This is a genomic window from Mucilaginibacter terrenus, from assembly GCF_003432065.1.
GTDB lineage: Bacteria > Bacteroidota > Bacteroidia > Sphingobacteriales > Sphingobacteriaceae > Mucilaginibacter > Mucilaginibacter terrenus.
Genome location: NZ_QWDE01000002.1, coordinates 813,189 through 832,110 on the forward strand (window position 1 = coordinate 813,189; position 18,922 = coordinate 832,110).

General features: G+C 47.6%; 15 protein-coding genes. 10 read left to right on the top strand and 5 right to left on the bottom strand.

From position 1 onward, the window contains the following. Nucleotides 1–271: 271 nt before the first annotated feature. The 4 genes from DYU05_RS14255 to DYU05_RS14270 form a co-directional block, all read right to left on the bottom strand. Nucleotides 272–1,609, bottom strand: a complete 1,338-nt coding sequence (locus DYU05_RS14255; RefSeq protein ID WP_117383770.1) for a TldD/PmbA family protein — start codon at nucleotides 1,607–1,609, stop codon at nucleotides 272–274. 2 nt (nucleotides 1,610–1,611) lie between these two features. Next, the gene (locus DYU05_RS14260) at nucleotides 1,612–3,246 is read right to left on the bottom strand and encodes a TldD/PmbA family protein (RefSeq protein WP_117383771.1); all 1,635 of its coding nucleotides are present in this window, start codon (nucleotides 3,244–3,246) and stop codon (nucleotides 1,612–1,614) included. Nucleotides 3,247–3,316: 70 nt separating this feature from the next. Next, nucleotides 3,317–3,973 carry an RDD family protein gene (locus DYU05_RS14265; RefSeq protein ID WP_133300239.1) on the bottom strand — a complete coding sequence of 219 codons (657 nt, stop codon included), beginning with the start codon at nucleotides 3,971–3,973 and terminating at the stop codon, nucleotides 3,317–3,319. A 27-nt stretch (nucleotides 3,974–4,000) separates the two neighbouring features. Next, nucleotides 4,001–4,627, bottom strand: a complete 627-nt coding sequence (locus DYU05_RS14270) for a DUF4159 domain-containing protein (RefSeq protein WP_117383773.1) — start codon at nucleotides 4,625–4,627, stop codon at nucleotides 4,001–4,003. Nucleotides 4,628–4,885: 258 nt separating this feature from the next. Here DYU05_RS14270 and DYU05_RS14275 point away from each other — a divergent pair, with 258 nt between their 5' ends. The 8 genes from DYU05_RS14275 to DYU05_RS14310 all read left to right on the top strand — a co-directional run bounded on the left by DYU05_RS14275 (nucleotide 4,886) and on the right by DYU05_RS14310 (nucleotide 16,357). After that, nucleotides 4,886–5,881, top strand: a complete 996-nt coding sequence (locus DYU05_RS14275; RefSeq protein ID WP_117383774.1) for an AAA family ATPase — start codon at nucleotides 4,886–4,888, stop codon at nucleotides 5,879–5,881. Between the two features lie 91 nt (nucleotides 5,882–5,972). Then, nucleotides 5,973–6,854, top strand: a complete 882-nt coding sequence (locus DYU05_RS14280; protein ID WP_235854027.1) for a DUF58 domain-containing protein — start codon at nucleotides 5,973–5,975, stop codon at nucleotides 6,852–6,854. Between the two features lie 70 nt (nucleotides 6,855–6,924). Continuing rightward, complete coding sequence (locus DYU05_RS14285; RefSeq protein WP_117383775.1) at nucleotides 6,925–8,406, top strand: BatA domain-containing protein; 1,482 nt, start codon at nucleotides 6,925–6,927, stop codon at nucleotides 8,404–8,406. After that, nucleotides 8,399–10,504: a DUF4175 family protein gene (locus DYU05_RS14290; RefSeq protein WP_117383776.1), complete on the top strand. Its 2,106-nt coding sequence runs from the start codon at nucleotides 8,399–8,401 to the stop codon at nucleotides 10,502–10,504. Before DYU05_RS14285 ends, DYU05_RS14290 begins: the two co-directional genes overlap by 8 nt. Continuing rightward, on the top strand, nucleotides 10,504–12,279 hold the full coding sequence (locus tag DYU05_RS14295) for a hypothetical protein (RefSeq protein ID WP_117383777.1): 1,776 nt from the start codon (nucleotides 10,504–10,506) through the stop codon (nucleotides 12,277–12,279). Before DYU05_RS14290 ends, DYU05_RS14295 begins: the two co-directional genes overlap by 1 nt. Nucleotides 12,280–12,316: 37 nt before the next feature. Next, nucleotides 12,317–13,954, top strand: a complete 1,638-nt coding sequence (locus DYU05_RS14300) for a TldD/PmbA family protein (RefSeq protein WP_117383778.1) — start codon at nucleotides 12,317–12,319, stop codon at nucleotides 13,952–13,954. A 2-nt stretch (nucleotides 13,955–13,956) separates the two neighbouring features. After that, entirely contained in the window at nucleotides 13,957–15,288 is a 1,332-nt protein-coding gene (locus tag DYU05_RS14305; RefSeq protein ID WP_117383779.1) for a TldD/PmbA family protein, read from the top strand. Nucleotides 15,289–15,352: 64 nt separating this feature from the next. Further along, on the top strand, nucleotides 15,353–16,357 hold the full coding sequence (locus DYU05_RS14310) for a phosphotransferase enzyme family protein (protein WP_117383780.1): 1,005 nt from the start codon (nucleotides 15,353–15,355) through the stop codon (nucleotides 16,355–16,357). Here the strand turns inward: DYU05_RS14310 and DYU05_RS14315 are convergent. Continuing rightward, nucleotides 16,340–17,149, bottom strand: coding sequence for a hypothetical protein (locus tag DYU05_RS14315; protein ID WP_117383781.1), 810 nt, complete (start codon nucleotides 17,147–17,149; stop codon nucleotides 16,340–16,342). The genes DYU05_RS14310 and DYU05_RS14315 overlap by 18 nt on opposite strands. 99 nt (nucleotides 17,150–17,248) lie before the next feature. Between DYU05_RS14315 and DYU05_RS14320 the strand changes: the two genes are divergently transcribed. Beyond that, nucleotides 17,249–18,025, top strand: coding sequence for an SDR family NAD(P)-dependent oxidoreductase (locus tag DYU05_RS14320; protein ID WP_117383782.1), 777 nt, complete (start codon nucleotides 17,249–17,251; stop codon nucleotides 18,023–18,025). Nucleotides 18,026–18,032: 7 nt separating this feature from the next. Beyond that, nucleotides 18,033–18,890 carry an NAD(P)-dependent oxidoreductase gene (locus tag DYU05_RS14325; protein ID WP_117383783.1) on the top strand — a complete coding sequence of 286 codons (858 nt, stop codon included), beginning with the start codon at nucleotides 18,033–18,035 and terminating at the stop codon, nucleotides 18,888–18,890. Nucleotides 18,891–18,922 lie beyond the last annotated feature (32 nt).

Sequence of the window (18,922 nt, forward strand, 5' to 3'; positions counted from 1 at the left end):
GAAAAGCGAAACACCCGAAACAGGTAAATTTGGTATAGTGCTGATTGGTAATTAGTTGCAAAACCGGGCGAAACAAACCGAAACACTTCTAAAAATGAGTGTCATTAATCAACTATTTGAATACAGATGTTTATGAAATCAAGCCTATTTTATTGTCTAAAAGCGAAACAGTCCGCTTGAAACACTTTGCATGCTGACCCGTCCTAATAAAAAAGGGCGCGGAGTTCATCACTTCGTGCCCTTTCTAATTACATCATTAATTCTTTTATCCTTACACCGCGTCAGACAATGAAGAGAATGTAAATTCCCTTATGCGCATAGGCGGTATCATCGCATTCTGGCTGCTTTCGCCGCTCACCGTTCGTTCGGTTCTGCCCAGCGCGTCCAGGTTATTCAGCATGATTACCGGGCTCTCGTTAAAGCGCAAGTTTTTAATCGGGAACTTTATCTGGCCGTTCTCTATGTAAAAAGTACCATCGCGGGTAAGGCCGGTGTATAGCAAGGTTTGCGGGTCTACCGGGCGTATGTACCACAAACGGGTAATTAGTATGCCTTTCTCTGTGCCCTTTATTAGTTCATCAAGGGTTTGGGTGCCGCCTTCCATTATAAAGTTGCTTGGGTAAGGTATTGGCTGTACTCCCTTTTTCTGTGCCCAAAAGCGTGAATAGTTAAAGTTCTTTACCACGCCTTTTTCTATCCAGCTCATCTTTTTAAGGGGTTGCCCGTCGCCGCTCCAGTTTGCAGTAGGCAGGTCCGGGTAAGATGGGTCCGAGTAGATGTTCACCCGCTCATCAACCAGTTTTTCGCCTAAACGGGTTTTACCACCCGGCTTGCTTAAAAAGCTGCGCCCTTCGTCTGCACTGCGTGCATCAAGCGATCCATAGAGTTGCTCCAGCAGTACTATTCCCGCTGCAGGTTCCAGTATCACGGTGTATTTACCAGGTTCAATGGCACGCGCGTTAGCTGCACCGCTTGCTTTTTGCGCGGCAATTTTTGTGAACGCCGTAGTATCCATTTTAGCTACATCGTTATATCCTTTTGTAGAATACCCGGAACCCTGGCTGTCTGCCGTACGCAGCGTAACCGAAAAATTGATGTCTGTAGATGTATTATACGCAAACAGGCCTTTGGAATTCATCATTGCAGAAAAACCCGCGCTGTTTTGCAGGAAGCCGGCGGCAGTAAGCTTGTTTTGCTTGGCTATGTTAAGGCTTTGCTCTACCATGGTGGTGCGCTGTGCGGGCGTAATAGCTGCAGTAGCGGGAACAAACGTTGCGGCAGCAGGGCCGTAGGTTTGCGGGCCAAGCATTGGCATGTACTCCGGGTTCTCGGGTGCTAGCTGCGCCAGTTCTTCAGACCTTTTTACGGCTGCGGATATTGCCTCGTCTGTATATTCGTTAAGGGTAACAATGCCCAGCTTTTTACCAAAGGCTGATGATATGCCCATGCTGGTTGAGCTAAGCGAGCCGCTGGTAGATACCGAGTTGCGCGCATAACGTATATTGGCCGAATTGGAGCCGTTGATGCTTACCTCGCATTCGTCGGCTTTGGAGTAGCTCAGCGCTTTTTTAAGCAGCGCTTTGCATTCGTCTTCTGTAAGTATAGCCATTTTTAAATCTTTCTTGCTGTGTTAATAACGTTTACGCCTTTAAACAATGCGGTTGACGAGCCGTGTGATACCGCGCTTGACTGCATAGGCTGCCCTTTACCGTCAAAGAAGGAGCCGCCCAGGCGGTAATCGCTCTTATCGCAAACAGCAGCGCAGGAGTTCCAGAACTCCTGGGTGTTGGCCTGGTAGGCAACATCGTTAAGCATGCCGGTTATCTTTCCGTTCTTTATCTCGTAATATAGCTGCCCGCTGAACTGGAAGTTGTAGCGCTGCTGGTCTATAGAGAATGAGCTGTCGCCGATGATGTATATGCCGTTCTCCACATTCTTAATCATCTGGGCTACACTCAGCGGGGTTTTACCCGGCTGTAGAGAGATGTTGGGCATGCGCTGGAACTGTACGTCCTGCCAGCTTTGCGAGTAGCAGCATCCCTGTGACTCTTTAAGGCCAATAATATGTGCCTGGTCGCGTATGGCCTGGTAGTTTACCAGTACACCATCTTTGATAATGTCCCATTGTTTTGTAGCCACACCTTCGTCGTCGTAACCTACTGCACCCAACGAGCCGGGCTGCAGCTTGTCGGCCACAATGTTCACGTTCTTGCTGCCGAAGTTAAACTTCTTTGATTCCCATTTATCCAGCGTCAGGAAGCTGGTGCCTGCAAAATTGGCTTCGTAGCCCAGTACGCGGTCCAGTTCGCTTGGGTGCCCTACCGATTCGTGAATGGTCAGCCACAGGTGGCTTGGGTCCAGCACTAAATCGTATTTGCCGGGTACCACGCTTTTTGCCTTCAGCTTTTGCGCTGCCTGCAAAGCTGCGGCAGCGGCATCCTCGTGCATATCATAACGGTCGCGGTAAAGGGTGGTCACACCATGTATCTTATCGCTTTCGCGCGGCATCAGGTATTCATATCCCATTCCGCGTGGTGCGCTTAAGCTGCTGCGGGTTTCAAACTTACCGCTCTTATCGTCAATTTTTGTAACGCCAAATACCGGCCAAACGCGGTGTATATCCTGATCGATGTATGACCCATCTGTACTGGCAAAATACTTTTGCTCATTAACAAAGAACAGGATAGAGTTTACGTAGTTGGCGCCGTTTTTAAATGCAGCATCGTTTACCGAAAGGAGCAGGTCTGTCTTCTCCTTCATCGGCACCTCAAAAGCGTTCTTTTCTATCGGTGTTTTCCAGCTTACCTCGCCGTAGCCTTTTTGCGGGGCCAGTTGCACCGGCTCGCTTTGTATGCGCGAGTTCTCTTTAGCAATGGCAACAGCTGTTTCGGCTGCGCGTGCAATACTGTCGTTATCCAACTTGTCTGTAGCGGCAAAGCCCCAGCAGCCATTGGCAATAACGCGTATACCCATCCCGTACGATTCGGTATCAACAACATTCTCGATGTTTTTATCGCGGGTTACCACAAACTGGTTAAGGTAGCGACCGATTCGTGCATCGGTATAAGTGGCGCCTTTAGAGCGGGCGGCGTTCAGGGCAACATCGGCCATGCGTTTTTTAAGCGCCACATCTACATCCCTAAGTACCGTACCCGGAACCCGTGGCGAGCCCACGGCCGTAAAATTGCTCAGCATAGATGCACTAATGCCCATGCCGGTGAGGTAAAGGAAATCTTTTCTTTTCAAAGTGATATGATTATTTGACTAATATAAACTATAAGTACATCAAAGTAGCTGGAGGACCTAATTTTAATACCTAACTCCTGCGGATTACGTACGTTTTAGCAATTGAATCATGCCAGGCCTGGTTGTGGTCGTCCCATAATATACGCAGGAACCCTATCCCCAGCACAAGACTGGATAGTAACTTACCCGCATTACGTGAGAAGGCCTTGCCAAATGTAAGCCGGTTGCCGTCAACGTCAACAACGGAGAGCTTGCATGCTACTTTACCAATACCGCCACGCAAGGTAGTAGCCTCGCAAACAGAATGGTAGATGATCATCAGCGCAATACCTATTATGTTATAAATTCCTTCGTTTGCTGCATTATCTTCTGCTGTTATAGTACCGCCGGCAAACGCCTTTATGGTGAAATATATAACACCTAAAATCATGGCACCGATAATGATCATGATATAATCTATAATATAAGCCAGCAGGCGCCACCAGAAAGAAGCTAGATTGGCTTTTCTCGGGAGGTAAATACCACGGTTCTCAAAATAATAAGCGAACTCTGGCAGTTCAGACATGTCCTGCCAATCGTCTGCCAGGGGCGACAGGATGAGGGTATTTACATCAAGGTCCATATCCATTAATTCATATTGGGTATATGGGCCTGTTTTTTCGTTATTGATAAGGAGGTAATAGCTATTGATCATTCCCGAAAGATAATGAATTTTAGATTTAGCCAATCAGAGATTTAGCGTATAAGCGGCAGCTTAAAGGCTCATCGCGTAAACAATAATGTTCACACCAAACTTGGTATTATCCTCGGCCATAAAGCGCTTGTTGCGGAAGTCGTAATCCCACTCGCAGCCATAATCCTTGCTGCTATATAAAACGCCTATTCGTCCGTTCACCTCAATCGCTTTCAGGTAATCGTGAACCAGGTCGTCGCCCCAGCCATTCAGTTCAAAGGTAGTGGTAGGCGGCCCCTTATCAAAGCTGAAAAAGGAGTGGTACAGCTTATGGTTGTTGGGGATCTTTTTTAAGGCTGATGCACCGAACAACGCCGCCATTTGCGCCTCGAACGATTTAGCAAAAAGCCCGTCAATATCATGGTTGCAGTCGTCTACAAAAACAAAGCCGCCGTTCTGTACATATTTTTTGAAGTTGGCCCTCTCTACGGTATCAAACTGTACCAGCTTGTGGCCGCTGAGGTATAAAAAGGGATAGTTAAATATATCGTTACTGCTTAGCGGCACCACCTTTTCATGCGGCTCAACGGGGATAGTAGTGTACTCGATAAGCGAGTTGAGCAGGTTAGAGGGCATGCGCTGGTCGGTGTCCCAGTCGCCGCTGTGGTAGCTTAATCTTGCAAAAGTAAATTTAGACCCGTAACCCATCTGTTTCAAAACTCTAAAATTAGGATTAAATTTTATCCGGCGCAGTGGCTTAGTTAGCCGGGCTTGTAAAGTTTTAGATACTTTATTGAATTTTTGTTAAAATAGATGGGAATTAGTTAAAAGGGTAATATCTTGGACTCACATCCGGCTCAAGACTATTTTAGCTAAATGGAATTTATCTTGACCTTCTTTGCGAGTAACGGAGAGCGAAGCAATGCCGGGGTGAGTAGAAGCTATTAATATAATTGAACCAACATATTGGAACTTACAGAAGCTAATATAACGGCATTGCTTGCGAAGCTGCCGCTGCTGAAAACAGAGATACAAAAGGTAATTGTTGGGCAGGATGCCATACTGGATGAACTACTGGTAGCTTTCCTTGCAGGCGGGCATTGCCTGCTGGAAGGAGTACCCGGGCTGGCTAAAACGCTTATTGTAAAAACCATGTCGCAAGCGCTGCACCTGGCATTCAGGCGCATACAGTTCACGCCCGACCTGATGCCGACAGACATAATTGGCACCGAGATATTGGAAGAGGACCACGCAACAGGCAAACGCTTCTTCAAGTTTAACAAAGGGCCAATTTTTGCCAACATTATACTGGCAGATGAGATCAACAGGACGCCGCCTAAAACACAGTCGGCCCTGCTGGAAGCCATGCAGGAGTTCGAGGTGACCTACGGCGGCCAAACCTATCCGCTGGATAAGCCGTTTTTTATCCTGGCGACACAAAATCCCATCGAACAAGCCGGCACATACCCTTTACCAGAGGCGCAACTGGACAGGTTCCTGCTGCTGGTGAAGATAGGCTACCCTACCGAGCAGGAGGAGTTTGAGGTATTAAACCGCACTACAGGTGCAAAGAAAAACGAGATAAATGCAGTGATCACTGCAGAAGAAATTACCCAGGCGCAGGCACTGGTTAGGCAGGTAACCATAAATGAGGCCCTTACCCGTTATGTAAGCCACATTATCCGCGCCACCCGGCCAGATACCACAACCATCCCTTATATAAAAGAATGGGTACGCTGGGGCGCTGGTCCGCGGGCGGGGCAAGCACTTATACTTACTGCCAAAGCGCGGGCATTGCTAAAAGGCAGGTACACCGTGCTGATGGAAGACATTCATGCAATGGCACCCGCAGTACTCCGCCACCGCATCCTGATGAACTTTAAAGCGGAAGCAGAGGGTATTACATCTGACAAAGTAACGGCAGAACTGATAAGAGTTATCGAGAGGAAAGGGGCCTTGTAAACCCCACCCAACCCTCCCCTGAAAGGGAGGGCTTTAAACATTAGATACAAACACAGAAGTTCCCTCCTTTAGGGGAAGATTAGAGAGGCTCATGCTGGATCCGAAAACATTAATGACCATTAAAGATTTGCCGTTGCTGGCTAAAACGGTTATTGACGGGTTTATGAACGGGTTCAACAAAAGCTCAGTTAAAGGCCCCGGACTGGAGTTTAGCCAATACCGCAGCTATCAGCCGGGCGATGACCTGCGCTGGCTGGACTGGAAGATGTTTGCCCGCAGCGACAGGTATTATATCCGCGAGTCGGAAGTGGAGACCAGTATCTCCGTGCGTTTCCTGGTTGATGCCAGCGCCTCAATGGATCATGTAGATAACAACGGCGTTAAAAAGATAGACTACGCTCGTTTTCTTACTGCTTCGCTGGCTTACCTGGCCAATTTGCAGGGAGATTCGGTTGCGTTGAATGTATTTAAAGAGGGCGGGTTATTTTCACTGCCATCCAAAGCTGACCCGCAGCATTTACAACGATTGTTCTACCATTTAAAGCAGGTAAGTCCGGCTGGTGTGTTTACCCAACCAGTTCACTATAAAGAACTGTTCGCCGGTAACGGCCGTAAGGAATTACTGGTCTTCGTAACCGATATGTACCAGGCAGATGGCGAGATAAATACCTTGCTTGATTCGCTTGCCGCGCTAAGGCATGAAGTGATCGTATTTCACCTGATGGGGCAAAATGAACTGGACCTGGATTTTGAAGGTTACAGCACTCTGGAAGACCTGGAAACCGGCGAAGTGGTGCAGGTAAACACCCGCGCCGCGCAGGCCGAATATAAGCAGCGCCTGCAAAACTATATTGCCAGCCTGCGCCTAAGCCTTGCGGGTAAGCACATTGCCTATCGCATGATCAGCACCGGGCAACCGCTGGATGAAGCGTTGCGGGAGTTCTTAGTACAACGTAAGAAAGGGTTTATTTAAGTCGGGATGTCCGTAAGTCAGAAAGTATAAAGTTTTAAGTCGCAAGTTTATCATTAACTACTAACCATCCATGTTCCTTTCCCCCATATGGTTTTTTGCACTGGCTGCGCTAAGCATCCCGGTGGCAATACACCTGTGGAACATCCGCCCGGGAAACACGCTCAAAGTAGGCAGCATATCGCTCATTACAGAAGCCTCTAAAAGCACGCGCCGCAGCTTCAAACTGCTGGATATTTTGTTACTGATATTACGTTGTTTACTGCTAGCGCTCCTTGCCGTTTTCCTCGCGCAACCAATTTGGAGAAACAACGCACCTGCAAAGCAGGCAAAAGGCTGGGTGCTGATCCCCTACGCAAACTTTAATGAAACCTATCAACACTTTAAACCCGGTGTAGATTCTTTACTGGCAAAGGGTTATGACCTGCATTTTTTTCAGAAAGGGTTCGCAATTCCCGATCTAAAGAAAACGCCAATTGCGAAATTGGTATCAGACAGTATAAAAGACGATGGCAGTCTTAACTATTGGGAGCTCATTAACCTGGCTAATTCACGTGTGCCTGCAGGTTTGCCGGTGTATGTATTTACTCCGAATAGCGCACAGTATTTTAGAGGACAAAAACCAGCAACAGCACTGCGTTTAAAGTGGAGGACCTATACTCAAAAGGATTCTACAGCTCGCTTTATCTCCGGCGCTCAGCTCAACAGAGATGGTGATATCCTCCTTTCTGAAGGGAATAGTTCCCCATCCGGAACTGTTTACACCACAAGGGTTATAAAGCCCGGCGGTGACACACAGACAGAAGTGACTGTAAACAATGGCAAATCTTTCATTTCTTTAAAAAATACCCGGCAGGAAGCCGTAATTGTGGATACCTCAACGCTGCGTATCGCGATCTATGCCGGCGAGAACACGCTTGATGCAAAATATCTGAAAGCAGCGCTTGATGCTGCTGTGAGCTTTACCGGCAGAAAGGCAATAATAAAAACGTATAATGAAGCAAGTTTTATACCTTCTGCACAAACGTGGTTGTTTTGGTTATCTACCAGGCAAATTAGCAGCGCGTTAATGAATAGCTCCGCCAACGTTTTCAAGTATCAGGCGGGTAAGCCGATGGATGTTGCTACAAAAATTTACCCCGGGGGGACGAAAATCAACAAATTGATCATACCAAAACAAACAGGCGAAGCAGTGTGGACGGACGGTTTTGGCAATAGCGTGTTAAGCATGGCAAAACAAGGTAAAACCAGCGTTTACACTTTTAGCAGCCGTTTCAACCCGTCATGGAGCGACCTTGTTTGGAACGATGCATTTCCTAAACAAATGTTAACTTTAGTAACTGGCGAGAACCATCAGGTACCTGCAAAATACGACCGTGGCATACTTAGCCAACAGCAAATACAGCCGGATTCTACATTGGGTAGTTCTGTGCCGATATCATCTGCTAAAGAACTTCCGGTAGATGTCTCCCGATACTTTTGGCTGGCGCTTGTAGTAGTATTCCTGGCAGAGCGTATTGTTGCTTACAAAACCAAACAGGCAAAAAATGGCTGAGCGGGGTATACATATCATTAGCAACTTGCGTAAGCGGTACCTAGCTTACCAGCTACTCGCCAATATTTTGCTTGCTGCGGCCATAACACTTGCTGCGGGTGCGCTTTTCTATTTACTCGCCTTTTCGTTGGTATGGTTGGGTGTAGTTTTCCTGTTGGTGCTGGCTATATTATCATCTGTACGGCGTCCCTGGGCTATAAGGTATGAAAATATTGCTGCCTATCTCGATAAAGAGCTTCCGGAACTGCAGGAGAGCACAAGCTTAATTCTTCTGCCACCAAGCGAGCTGAACATCTTGCAAGGCCTTGCACGAGCGAAAGCAGAGGATGCGTTATCCAGCTTAAACATCGGTTACAATCATTTTGCCGGGGTACTGGTGAAACCGGCTATAGCACTATTAATATGCACCTTCTTTTACATCGGAACGGTAAAGTTTTACACCAAAGTCGGGCAAAAACCTGCAATAATCACACATGACGGCAAGCCGTTACCACCGGAGAACATACTTCCTCAAATAGAAGGGGTGAAACTGATTATAACTCCACCGGCGTACACCGGTAAGCCCAAGCGCACACAGGATAAGTTTAATTTTTCCGTTGAAGAAGGCGCTGCCGTAATCTGGCATATCAGCACCAACGTGCGCATCAGGAACGCTTACCTTTTATTCAATAATAAGGAGCGGGTAAGTTTAAAAAGTAAGGATGGGAGGGAATGGTCAGCACAAAAACTCATTAACACCTCTGGCTTTTACCAGGTAAGTATCAATGGTAAGCTGTCAGACCTTTACCAGGTACAGGCTATTAAAGATGCTGCGCCGGTGGTTCATGTAAAAACGCCCAAGCAGTACACTTATATAGATGCCGGTGAGCCGCAGCAGGTGAATATTAATGCCTCCTTAACGGACGATTATGGCGTAGCCGGGGCACAAATTATCGCTACAGTGGCAAAAGGCCGGGGAGAAGGCGTAAAATTTAAAGAGTACAAGTTAGCCTTTAACAGTAACTTCAGCTCGCATTTACCACAGTATACCGCTCAAAAGCTGGTCCAGCTAAAGCCACTTAACATGGAGCCCGGCGATGAGCTCTACTTTTACGTTAAAGCGCAGGACACCCGCAACCAGGAAACGCGCACTGACGTGTTTACTGTAGTGCTGCAGGATACAGCCGAGTTATTAAGCATGGATGGGATTGTTACCGGCGCAAGCCTGAAACCTGAATTCTTCCGCAGCGAACGGCAGATCATTATAGACGCGGAAAAGTTGATCAAGGACAAAGACACCATCAGCGCGGAAAAATTTAATGCCCGGAGCAATGATCTCGGCATAGACCAAAAGTTGCTTCGCCTTCGCTACGGTAAGTTTTTAGGTGAAGAGGACGAAGTGGTAGAAGGCCCAAAAGGCAACGACAACCTTTCGGCTCCGGAAGATTTCAGCAATGGGGCGAAAATATTAAAGGAATATACCGACGACCACGACAAAGCCGAGGATGCCCAATTCTTCGAACCGGCAGTAAAGGCCCAGTTAAAAGCAACTTTAACAGAAATGTGGAAGGCCGAGCTGCAGTTGCGTTTGTACAAGCCGCAGGCTGCCTTGCCGTTCGCCTATAAAGCCCTGCGCCTGCTAAAAGACCTCCAGCAAAAGTCGCGTTCTTTTGTGGCTAAAACATCTTATAACCCTCCGCCGCTAAAACCCGAAAAGCGCTTGAGCGGAGAGTTGGATAAAGTTTTACAACCCATGAACAAGGAAGCTGTTAAACCGCCTGCCGACCGGTTACTCGCCTTAAAAAACGCTATTGCGGTGCTGGAGCAATTAAAGCAGCATACGGCAATTACAGCTAGTCAAAAAGGTTTATTACAAGCCGGTTATCAGCAATTGGCAACTGTAGCCTCTGGTTCGCCGGGTGCGTATTTGCCAGGCCTGAATGCTGTAAGGCGATTGCTGTCCGCAAAGCGTGCAGATATCCTGGATGTAAACGAGGCGGAGCAGGCGATACAAAGAACGCTTACACCTGTAAAAGCCGCTCCCGTACCCGTAGAGCAGATGGATGATATGGGCTTGTCACGCAGTTATTATAAACAACTAAAAAGCAAAATGCAATAATGGCAGGGCAGTGGACATATATTGTTATTGGCGTTGGTGTATTGCTTACTATAGTATTGCTTTGGCTGGAAGTAAAACGTGCCAACAGTGCCCGGTTGGTATGGCGCATAATTGCCGTTGTGGTGGCTACCCTGGCACTTGCTTGTATTGCACTGCCGTTGCGCTACCAGGGTGATGCCATTAAAGATACAGGTAAAATTATACTGCTTACGGAAGGTTTCGATACGGACAGCCTTAAGGCTCAATCGGGAGCGGCCGTTTATACATTAGATAAGAACATCAAGGCGGCGTACAATAAAGCAGCGCTGCTGAGTGGGATAAGCCAACTTACAGACACCCTGCATGGCGCTGAACTGCATATTTATGGAAATGGCCTTCATCAATATGATCTTGATGAACTTGGTGAAGTACCGGTTGTATTTCATCAATCGGGAATGATTCAGGGTGTTATTTCAGTCAACTGGCCCAGGCACCTTAAAGCCGGAGAGCCCTTACTGGTGCAGGGGCGTTTTCGGAATTCAGCATCAGGGCAGGTAAAGCTGGTACTTAAAGGGCTGAACACCGTTGCCGCAAGTCAGTTCATAACTAACGAAGGAGTTTCTGATTTTGAACTGTCAACAATTCCTAAAACAACCGGCAGGCTGGTGTATACCTTACAGATAGTAACGAATAAAGATACCTTACCCGCTGGAGAGTTACCGTTTGAGGTAGAGCCCGTAAAACCGCTGAACGTATTAATGCTTTCTGCATCTCCGGATTTCGAAACACGGTTTCTTAAAAACTGGTTAAGCGAACAGGGGTATGGCCTCGCTGTACGATCCGTCATCAGTAAAGAAAAGATCAGCAGCGCGTACATCAATATGCCACAGATTAGCCTGGTCCGACTTACAGCCGGCACGCTGAATAAGTTTGATGTAGTTATTGGTGATCTTTCGTCATTTAACAGCCTCAACGATGGTGAAAGCGCGGCATTGAAGCAAGCCATTATGGATAACGGTACCGGTATTGTCGCACGGTTCGACAGTACTGCCAAAGTAAGCTGGCTTCAACAAAGGTTCCCGGTAGAGAAGACCGTAAACTCTCAAACTGCATCATCTTTAATTATTGGAGCAAATAGGTCAGCTTCCACTAAGCTTAATACAGGAGGCTTGCATATTCGGCGTATTGAAGACACGCAACCCCTGGTGACAAATTCTAAGGCCGTCTTATTGGCAGCAAGTACATTGACTGGCGCCGGGAAAGAAGTTTTTACCACGCTTAATAATACTTATAGTTGGGCATTGGCCGGCGAGCAAAAGGACTACTCAACTTTTTGGTCGGCCCTTATCAGCAACGCTGCAAAGAAAAGTAATACGGCGTACCCATATATCGATCAAACAGCGATTAACTACACTAATGAACCTGCAGAACTGCTCTTGACAAAGGCACGCGTCGGGAGTTTTAAGGTTGATGGCGTGCCGGTTCCTCTTCAGCAGCATATGGCTATTCCTTTTCAATGGTCGGCAAGGTACTGGCCTGCTGCCGCGGGGTGGCACCAGGCAGATATAGATGGCCTTAAAAGTTGGGTTTATACTTACGGCGCCAGATCGTGGGCGGGCATTGCAGCGGCTGAGCATATACGGGGTACATACCGCTATGTATCTGAACATACGGCCGCAAACCTTGTAACAAAACAGATACACCAAAAAGTTTGGATGACCGTACCTAAATTATATTTTTATATCCTGCTGCTTGCAGCATGCACTTTCCTGTGGATAGAGAACAAGTTTTCATGATAGATACATCAAAGCATAAACAAACGGAGGAACAACGTTGAGAAGAAGAGATTTTATTTACCTGACCGGGCTTGGCGCAGGAGCTATGGCACTGCCAAACCTGTCGGCATTTGGCCGGGAGATAGATGCACAGCAGGCGCTGGAGTATGTAGACCCTAAGATTAAAAAAGCACTGGCAGATGCCGGCCTTAATGCGGCTAAGAGCGCAGGCGCCAGCTACGCCGATGTGCGTATTGGCCGCTACCTTAATCAGTTTGTAATAACCCGCGAAAACCGCGTGCTTAACGTTGCCAACACCGAATCATACGGGGTAGGCATACGTGTTATTGCTAACGGTTGCTGGGGCTTTGCCGCTACCAATGAGGTAACTAAAGAAGGTATAGCTAAAACAGCGCAGCGCGCTGTTGCCGTGGCAAAAGCCAATGCTAAGCTGGGCAGTGCGCCGGTGCAACTGGCACCGCAAAAAGGATACGGCGAGGTAAGCTGGAAAACACCTATAGAGAAAAACGCCTTTGAGGTGCCCATTAAAGAAAAGGTAGATCTGCTTTTAGGCGCTAACGGCGCAGCAATGGCGGGCGGAGCAAACTTTGTAAACTCCAACATCTTCGCTGTAAACGAGCAGAAGTACTTTGCTTCTACAGATGGTTCTTATATAGACCAGGACATCCACCGTATCTTCCCAAGCTTTACGGTAACCAAGATAGATTCTGCTAAAGGTTCTTTCGAAACCCGTGGTGCCCTTAGCTCCCCGGTTGGTATGGGTTATGAGTATCTGATACCGAAAGCATCTGAGACGGTACAGGGCATCACCCCGCGTTACAAGCAGCGTTACGACATGCTGGAAGATATTAAGTTTGCTACTAAGCAGGCCGGAGAGAAGATCGCTTCTAAGTCGGTAGATCCCGGCAAGTACGACCTGGTGCTAGATCCAAGCCACCTGTGGCTCACCATACATGAATCAGTAGGTCACCCTACCGAGCTTGATCGCGTGCTGGGCTACGAGGCAAACTATGCAGGTACCAGCTTCCTTACGCTTGACAAATGGAAGTCTGGCAATTTCAAGTTCGGTAGCGACAAGGTAAATGTTGTTGGCGATAAGCTGCAGCCGGGTTCACTGGGCGCAGTAGGTTACGACGACGAAGGTGTAGCCACCAAAAAATGGGACATTATTAAAGATGGTGTGCTGGTAAACTACCAGGCCACGCGCGACCAGGCACATATTATCGGGCTCAAAGAATCGCAGGGCTGCAGCTATGCACAAAGCTGGCAGGATGTGCAATTCCAGCGCATGCCTAACGTATCATTACAGCCGGGTAAAACCCCGCTGAGTGTGGATGACATGATCAAGAACGTAGAAAAAGGTATCTATATCATAGGTAATGGCTCATTCTCTATAGATCAGCAACGCTACAACTTCCAGTTTGGCGGCCAGTTGTTTTACGAGATAACAAACGGCAAGATCACCGGTATGCTTAACGATGTAGCCTATCAGGCCAATACCCGCGAATTCTGGAATTCGTGCTCTGCCGTTTGCGATGAACGCGATTACCGTTTAGGCGGTTCCTTTAACGATGGTAAGGGACAGCCAAGCCAAAGCAGTGCGGTATCGCACGGTTCGTCTACAACAAGGTTCAACGGCGTTAACGTCATCAATACAAAAAGAAAGATCGGATAATTATGGCGATATATACAAAAGAACAGGCACAAGCTTTATTAAAGAAGGTGCTTAGCTATTCAAAGGCCGATGAGTGCGAAGTAAGCCTTGGCGGCAGCGAAGGTGGTAACGTCCGTTACGCCTTGAACGCGGTATCGACAGCGGGAGACATCAGCAGTGTTGGTTTAGCTGTTACATCGGTTTACGGCAAAAAGGCGGGATCCGCAACCATAAATGAGTTTGACGACGCCGCACTGGAACGCGTGGTGCGCCGCTCAGAAGAACTGGCGCAACTGGCACCGGAGAACCCGGAGTACATGCCGATGCTTGGCCAGTCGGAATTTAAAGAAGCAATAACTTACAACGCTAATACTGCTGCCATGACGCCGGAAAGCCGTGCCGAAATGGTTGGCAAAAGCCTGGCCGTAACCAAAGCCGCTAACCTGAACGCTGCAGGCTTTTTGGAAAACTCTACGGGCTTTAACGCGGTGATGAACTCAAAGGGATTGTTCGCCTATAATAAAAGTAGCGATGTTACTTTTTCGGTAACCACCCGTGACGAGGCAGGCACCGTATCAGGCTATGCGGCGCGTGGCTTTACCGATGTAAACAAGCTGGATACTGCTGCAGCAACGCGCGTAGCTACCATGAAGGCCAATGCTTCAAAAGGCGCGCGCGCCATAGAACCCGGTAAATACACCGTTATACTGGAACCTGTCGCTGCCACTTATATGCTGGAGAACATGTTCCGTTTTGATGCGCGCAGCGCGGAAGAAGGGCGCAGCTTTTTGAGCAAGAAGGGTGGAGGTACACGCCTTGGCGAACAACTGATGGACCCTAAAGTGACCATATATTCTGATCCGTTCAACGCAGACCTGCCCGGCTCTACCTGGGGCGGTGAGGGCCTGCCACGTGAGAAGACCATGTGGATAGACAAGGGCGTGGTGAAAAATCTTTCTTATTCTCGTTACTGGGCACAAAAGAAGGGCGTGACTCCTGTTCCCGGGCCTACTAATATCATTATGGAAGGCGGCGACGCTACGCTGGAAGACCTGATCAAAAGCACCGAGCGCGGCATTTTAGTTTCAAGGCTATGGTACATCCGTATGGTTGACCCGCAGTCGTTACTGCTCACCGGCCTTACCCGCGACGGTACATTCTATATTGAGAATGGTAAGATCAAGTTCCCGGTTAAGAATTTCCGTTTTAACGAAAGTCCGGTGATCATGCTGAACAACCTTGAAGCCCTGGGTAAGCAGGAACGCAGCATCAGCGTAGAAAGCTACCGAAGCTACCTTATCCCGCCAATGAAGATAAGGGACTTCACTTTCAGCTCCCTTTCAGACGCCGTATAAATTGAAATCCCCCGCATTGGGGGATTTTGTTTTTTAGTACCTTGCGCCCCCTTAAAAAACTGTCATGGAAACCTTCCCTGTTATCAGCTCCATTCTTTCGGCTACGCATTTAACTGAATTTTTCAAGGATAAATATGCCTTGTCAGCCGGAACTACCTGCAAGTTGCTCAAAGCAGGCATCAATCATACTTACCTGGTAACTGATGGCAATGCTAAGCAGATATTCAGGATATATGATCTTAACTGGCGTACTGAACTGGAGATAGCAGAAGAAATAAGGTTGCTGAGTTTGCTCAAAGAGGGCGGGATTAACGTTTCCTACCCGGTTGCAGATGCTGGTGGTGCATTAATCCAACAGTTAAACGCTCCCGAGGGGATGCGGCATGGAGTAATGTTCTCTTTTGCCGAGGGTGGCAAGATGCTTAACTTTTCGGCCGATCTGCATTATCATGTCGGTAGTGTTATGGCGCAATTACATAAGCTTACCTGCAATGTACAACTGCAGCGGGTTACCTACACGCCCGATGTTGTGCTTACTGAGCCATTTAACTATCTCAAGAACTTCCTTGCTGAAGATAATGCAGACATGTTGTGGTTAAGGTCAGCTCAAAAGTATCTGCTGCAACAGATTGCCGGTGCCGATGACGCATTGATGCGCAAAGGTGCCATTCACCTGGATATATGGTTCGACAATCTCAATATTACCGGGGATGGGCGGGTAACTTTGTTCGACTTTGACTTTTGCGGCAACGGCTGGCAGGCATATGATGTTGCGTACTACATACTGCAGCTGCACAGTACCGAAAAAGATCCTGCTGAGCTGAACGAGAAAAAGAAGAGTTTTCTTGCCGGTTACGAGTCGGTGACCAAACTTACTGATGAAGAGCGGCGGATGCTGCCGGTGCTAGGTGTATCCTTGTATTTCTTTTACCTTGGCATACAAAGCCGTAGGTACGATAATTATTCCAACGTGTTTTTCAACGAGGTTCACTTAAGCAGGTTTATCAATCTGCTGGTACGTAAGTTCTTCGAGGATAACGTGTACGCCGGATCACTTAGCACGTACTAAGCTATATTTTAGCTTGCCCATAGTAAGTAGCGTTTGCTTGCTATTTGGCTTTACCTCAAAAAGGCTGAGCGTGTTGTCCTTAATAACGTAAGCGAATGTCTGCTCATGGCTGGTGAAAGAATCGAACGTGAGCTGATCCACGTTCTGCATGGTGCCGTACTTCATATCGGTATCTACCTGGAAACTTTTTACCCCTGGTAAACCAACCACCTTGCCCTCGGGTGTAAAAGTTACTTTTTCGTTCTTTTCACCGGTTTTAAGAAGATAATCGCCGGTCAGTAAAGCTTTATTTATCGCGTAATTGATGGCATAGCTTAAGTTTTCTTCAGGACTGGTCTCGAAAACCTTACGGTATGGGGTCTTGTAAAGCACGCCTTTGTATACCTGGTACAACAGGAGTGTAGTGTCGCCGTTAACGATTGAATAGCCGAGTTCATCTTCACCAAACTGTAGCGTATTAGGCTTTTTTCCGGGATAGAACTTGAGCGACACCTCGCCATTGTTGTGGTTATCCCAGCTAACGTTTACTAACATGCTGTCTCCGCGAAGCAGGTTGGTGTCGATATTTATTCCGCTCATTCCGGTCACGAGGTCCACCGATGCCAGTACCGACTTGGTTCTGGCTACTTTGTCGATGTAATCGCTTTTTATCCATACGCCCTGGTAAACAGAAGATAATTTTGCTTTCAGCGATGGGGTAGAAATCGCACCGTTGGTGCTTGAAGGCGCTTTACCGCCGCCACAAGAGGCTAGTATAATGGCTGCCAAAAGTAGTAAAGCGGTGTTCCTCATGTCCGGCTAAAATAAGTATAATTGTCAGTAAACAGCCATTTGTAAATACGGCACATCTTTTTTGCTGTTACATTGTTTAAACGGTAATCATCTAATATTATGGCTAAAATATTCATAACCGGTTCGGCAGATGGCTTAGGCCAAATGGCAGCAAAGTTATTGGTTGGCGAAGGACACGAGGTTACACTCCATGCACGTAACAGCAAGCGCGGTGACGAAGCAATGGCTGCTGTGCCGGGTGCAGCCAGCGTAATACTCGGCGATCTTTCGAGTATTAATGAAACTATTAAGATAGCCGAGCAGGCTAACAAACTAGGTGCCTTTGATGCTGTTATACACAATGCCGGTGTGGGTTACCAGGAACGTAATCGCATAAATACACCGGACGGCTTGCCGCATGTATTTGCGGTGAATAGTTTAGCACCTTACATTCTTACCAGCCTTATGGAAAAACCTAAAAGGTTGATCTACCTTAGCTCGGGCTTGCATCGTGACGGCGATCCTACTTTAAACGATCTTGCTTGGCAGGAGCGGTCATGGAATGGCTACAGGGCGTATTCAGACTCTAAACTCCACGATGTGTTGCTGGCGTTTGCCGTTGCCCGTATATGGCCGGATGTTTACAGCAATGCTTTGGAGCCTGGCTGGGTTCCTACTAAAATGGGTGGGCCAAGTGCACCTGACGACCTGGACAAGGGCGCCGAAACACAAGCCTGGCTTGCAGTAAGCACCGATCCAGAAGCGTTAGTAAGCGGCAAATACTTTTATCATAAAAAAATTAAGGCTAACCTGAAAGCCGCCGACGATTTGGATACACAAGACCTGTTCTTATCCAAATGCGCGCACTTTTCGGGTATAAAGTTCCCATCAAAATAATATAACAATGAGCACAACACACATCGGCTGGATAGGCCTTGGTTTAATGGGCATACCTATGTCGCAGCAACTTCTAAAGGCTGGCTACCCGGTAACCGTTTATAATAGAAATAAAGATAAGGAGGCCGCCCTTAAAGAACAGGGTGCGCAAACAGCTTCAACGCCTGCGGAACTCATACAGCAAACAGATGTGGTAGTCATCATGGTGACTGATGACAAAGCCATCAATGAGCTGTTTAATGGCAACACAGGCCTGCTAACGGCAGGTGTAAGCAACAAGATCATCATTAACATGAGCACTGTTTCTCCTGCTATAAGCAAAGAAATGGCCGCAAAAGCCAGGGAGCAGGGTAACCATTACCTGGATGCGCCGGTATCCGGCAGTGTTAAACAAGCGGAGACTGCCCAATTGGTGATTATGGCAGGCGGCGAAGAAACTGTGTTTGAGCAGGTAAAACCCATACTGGAGAAGATGGGCAAAGCTGCCGTGTACTTAGGCGAAACCGGTGCAGGTAATACAGCAAAGCTGGCAATAAACACGTTGCTTAGCTTACATGCACAAGGGCTTGCAGAAGCAATTTTACTCGCTAAGAACAATGGTATACAACTAGAGGTGCTGCTTAGCTTACTTAACAACGGCGCGCTGGCTAACCCGTTTATGAAGATCAAAGGCGAGGCTATTATTAATGATAACTACGCAGCGGCATTTTCGCTTAGCAATATTGTAAAGGACCTTAAACTAGCAAAAGATATAGGTTTAAAAACACCAATGGGCGAGGCTGCCCTTGACACGTTTTCATCTGCGGCAGAGCAGTATGGCGACGATGACCTTATTGCGGTGATGAAGTATTTGGAAGGGCGATAGGGTGCCTGCCTTTCCAACATTATCATTAAATT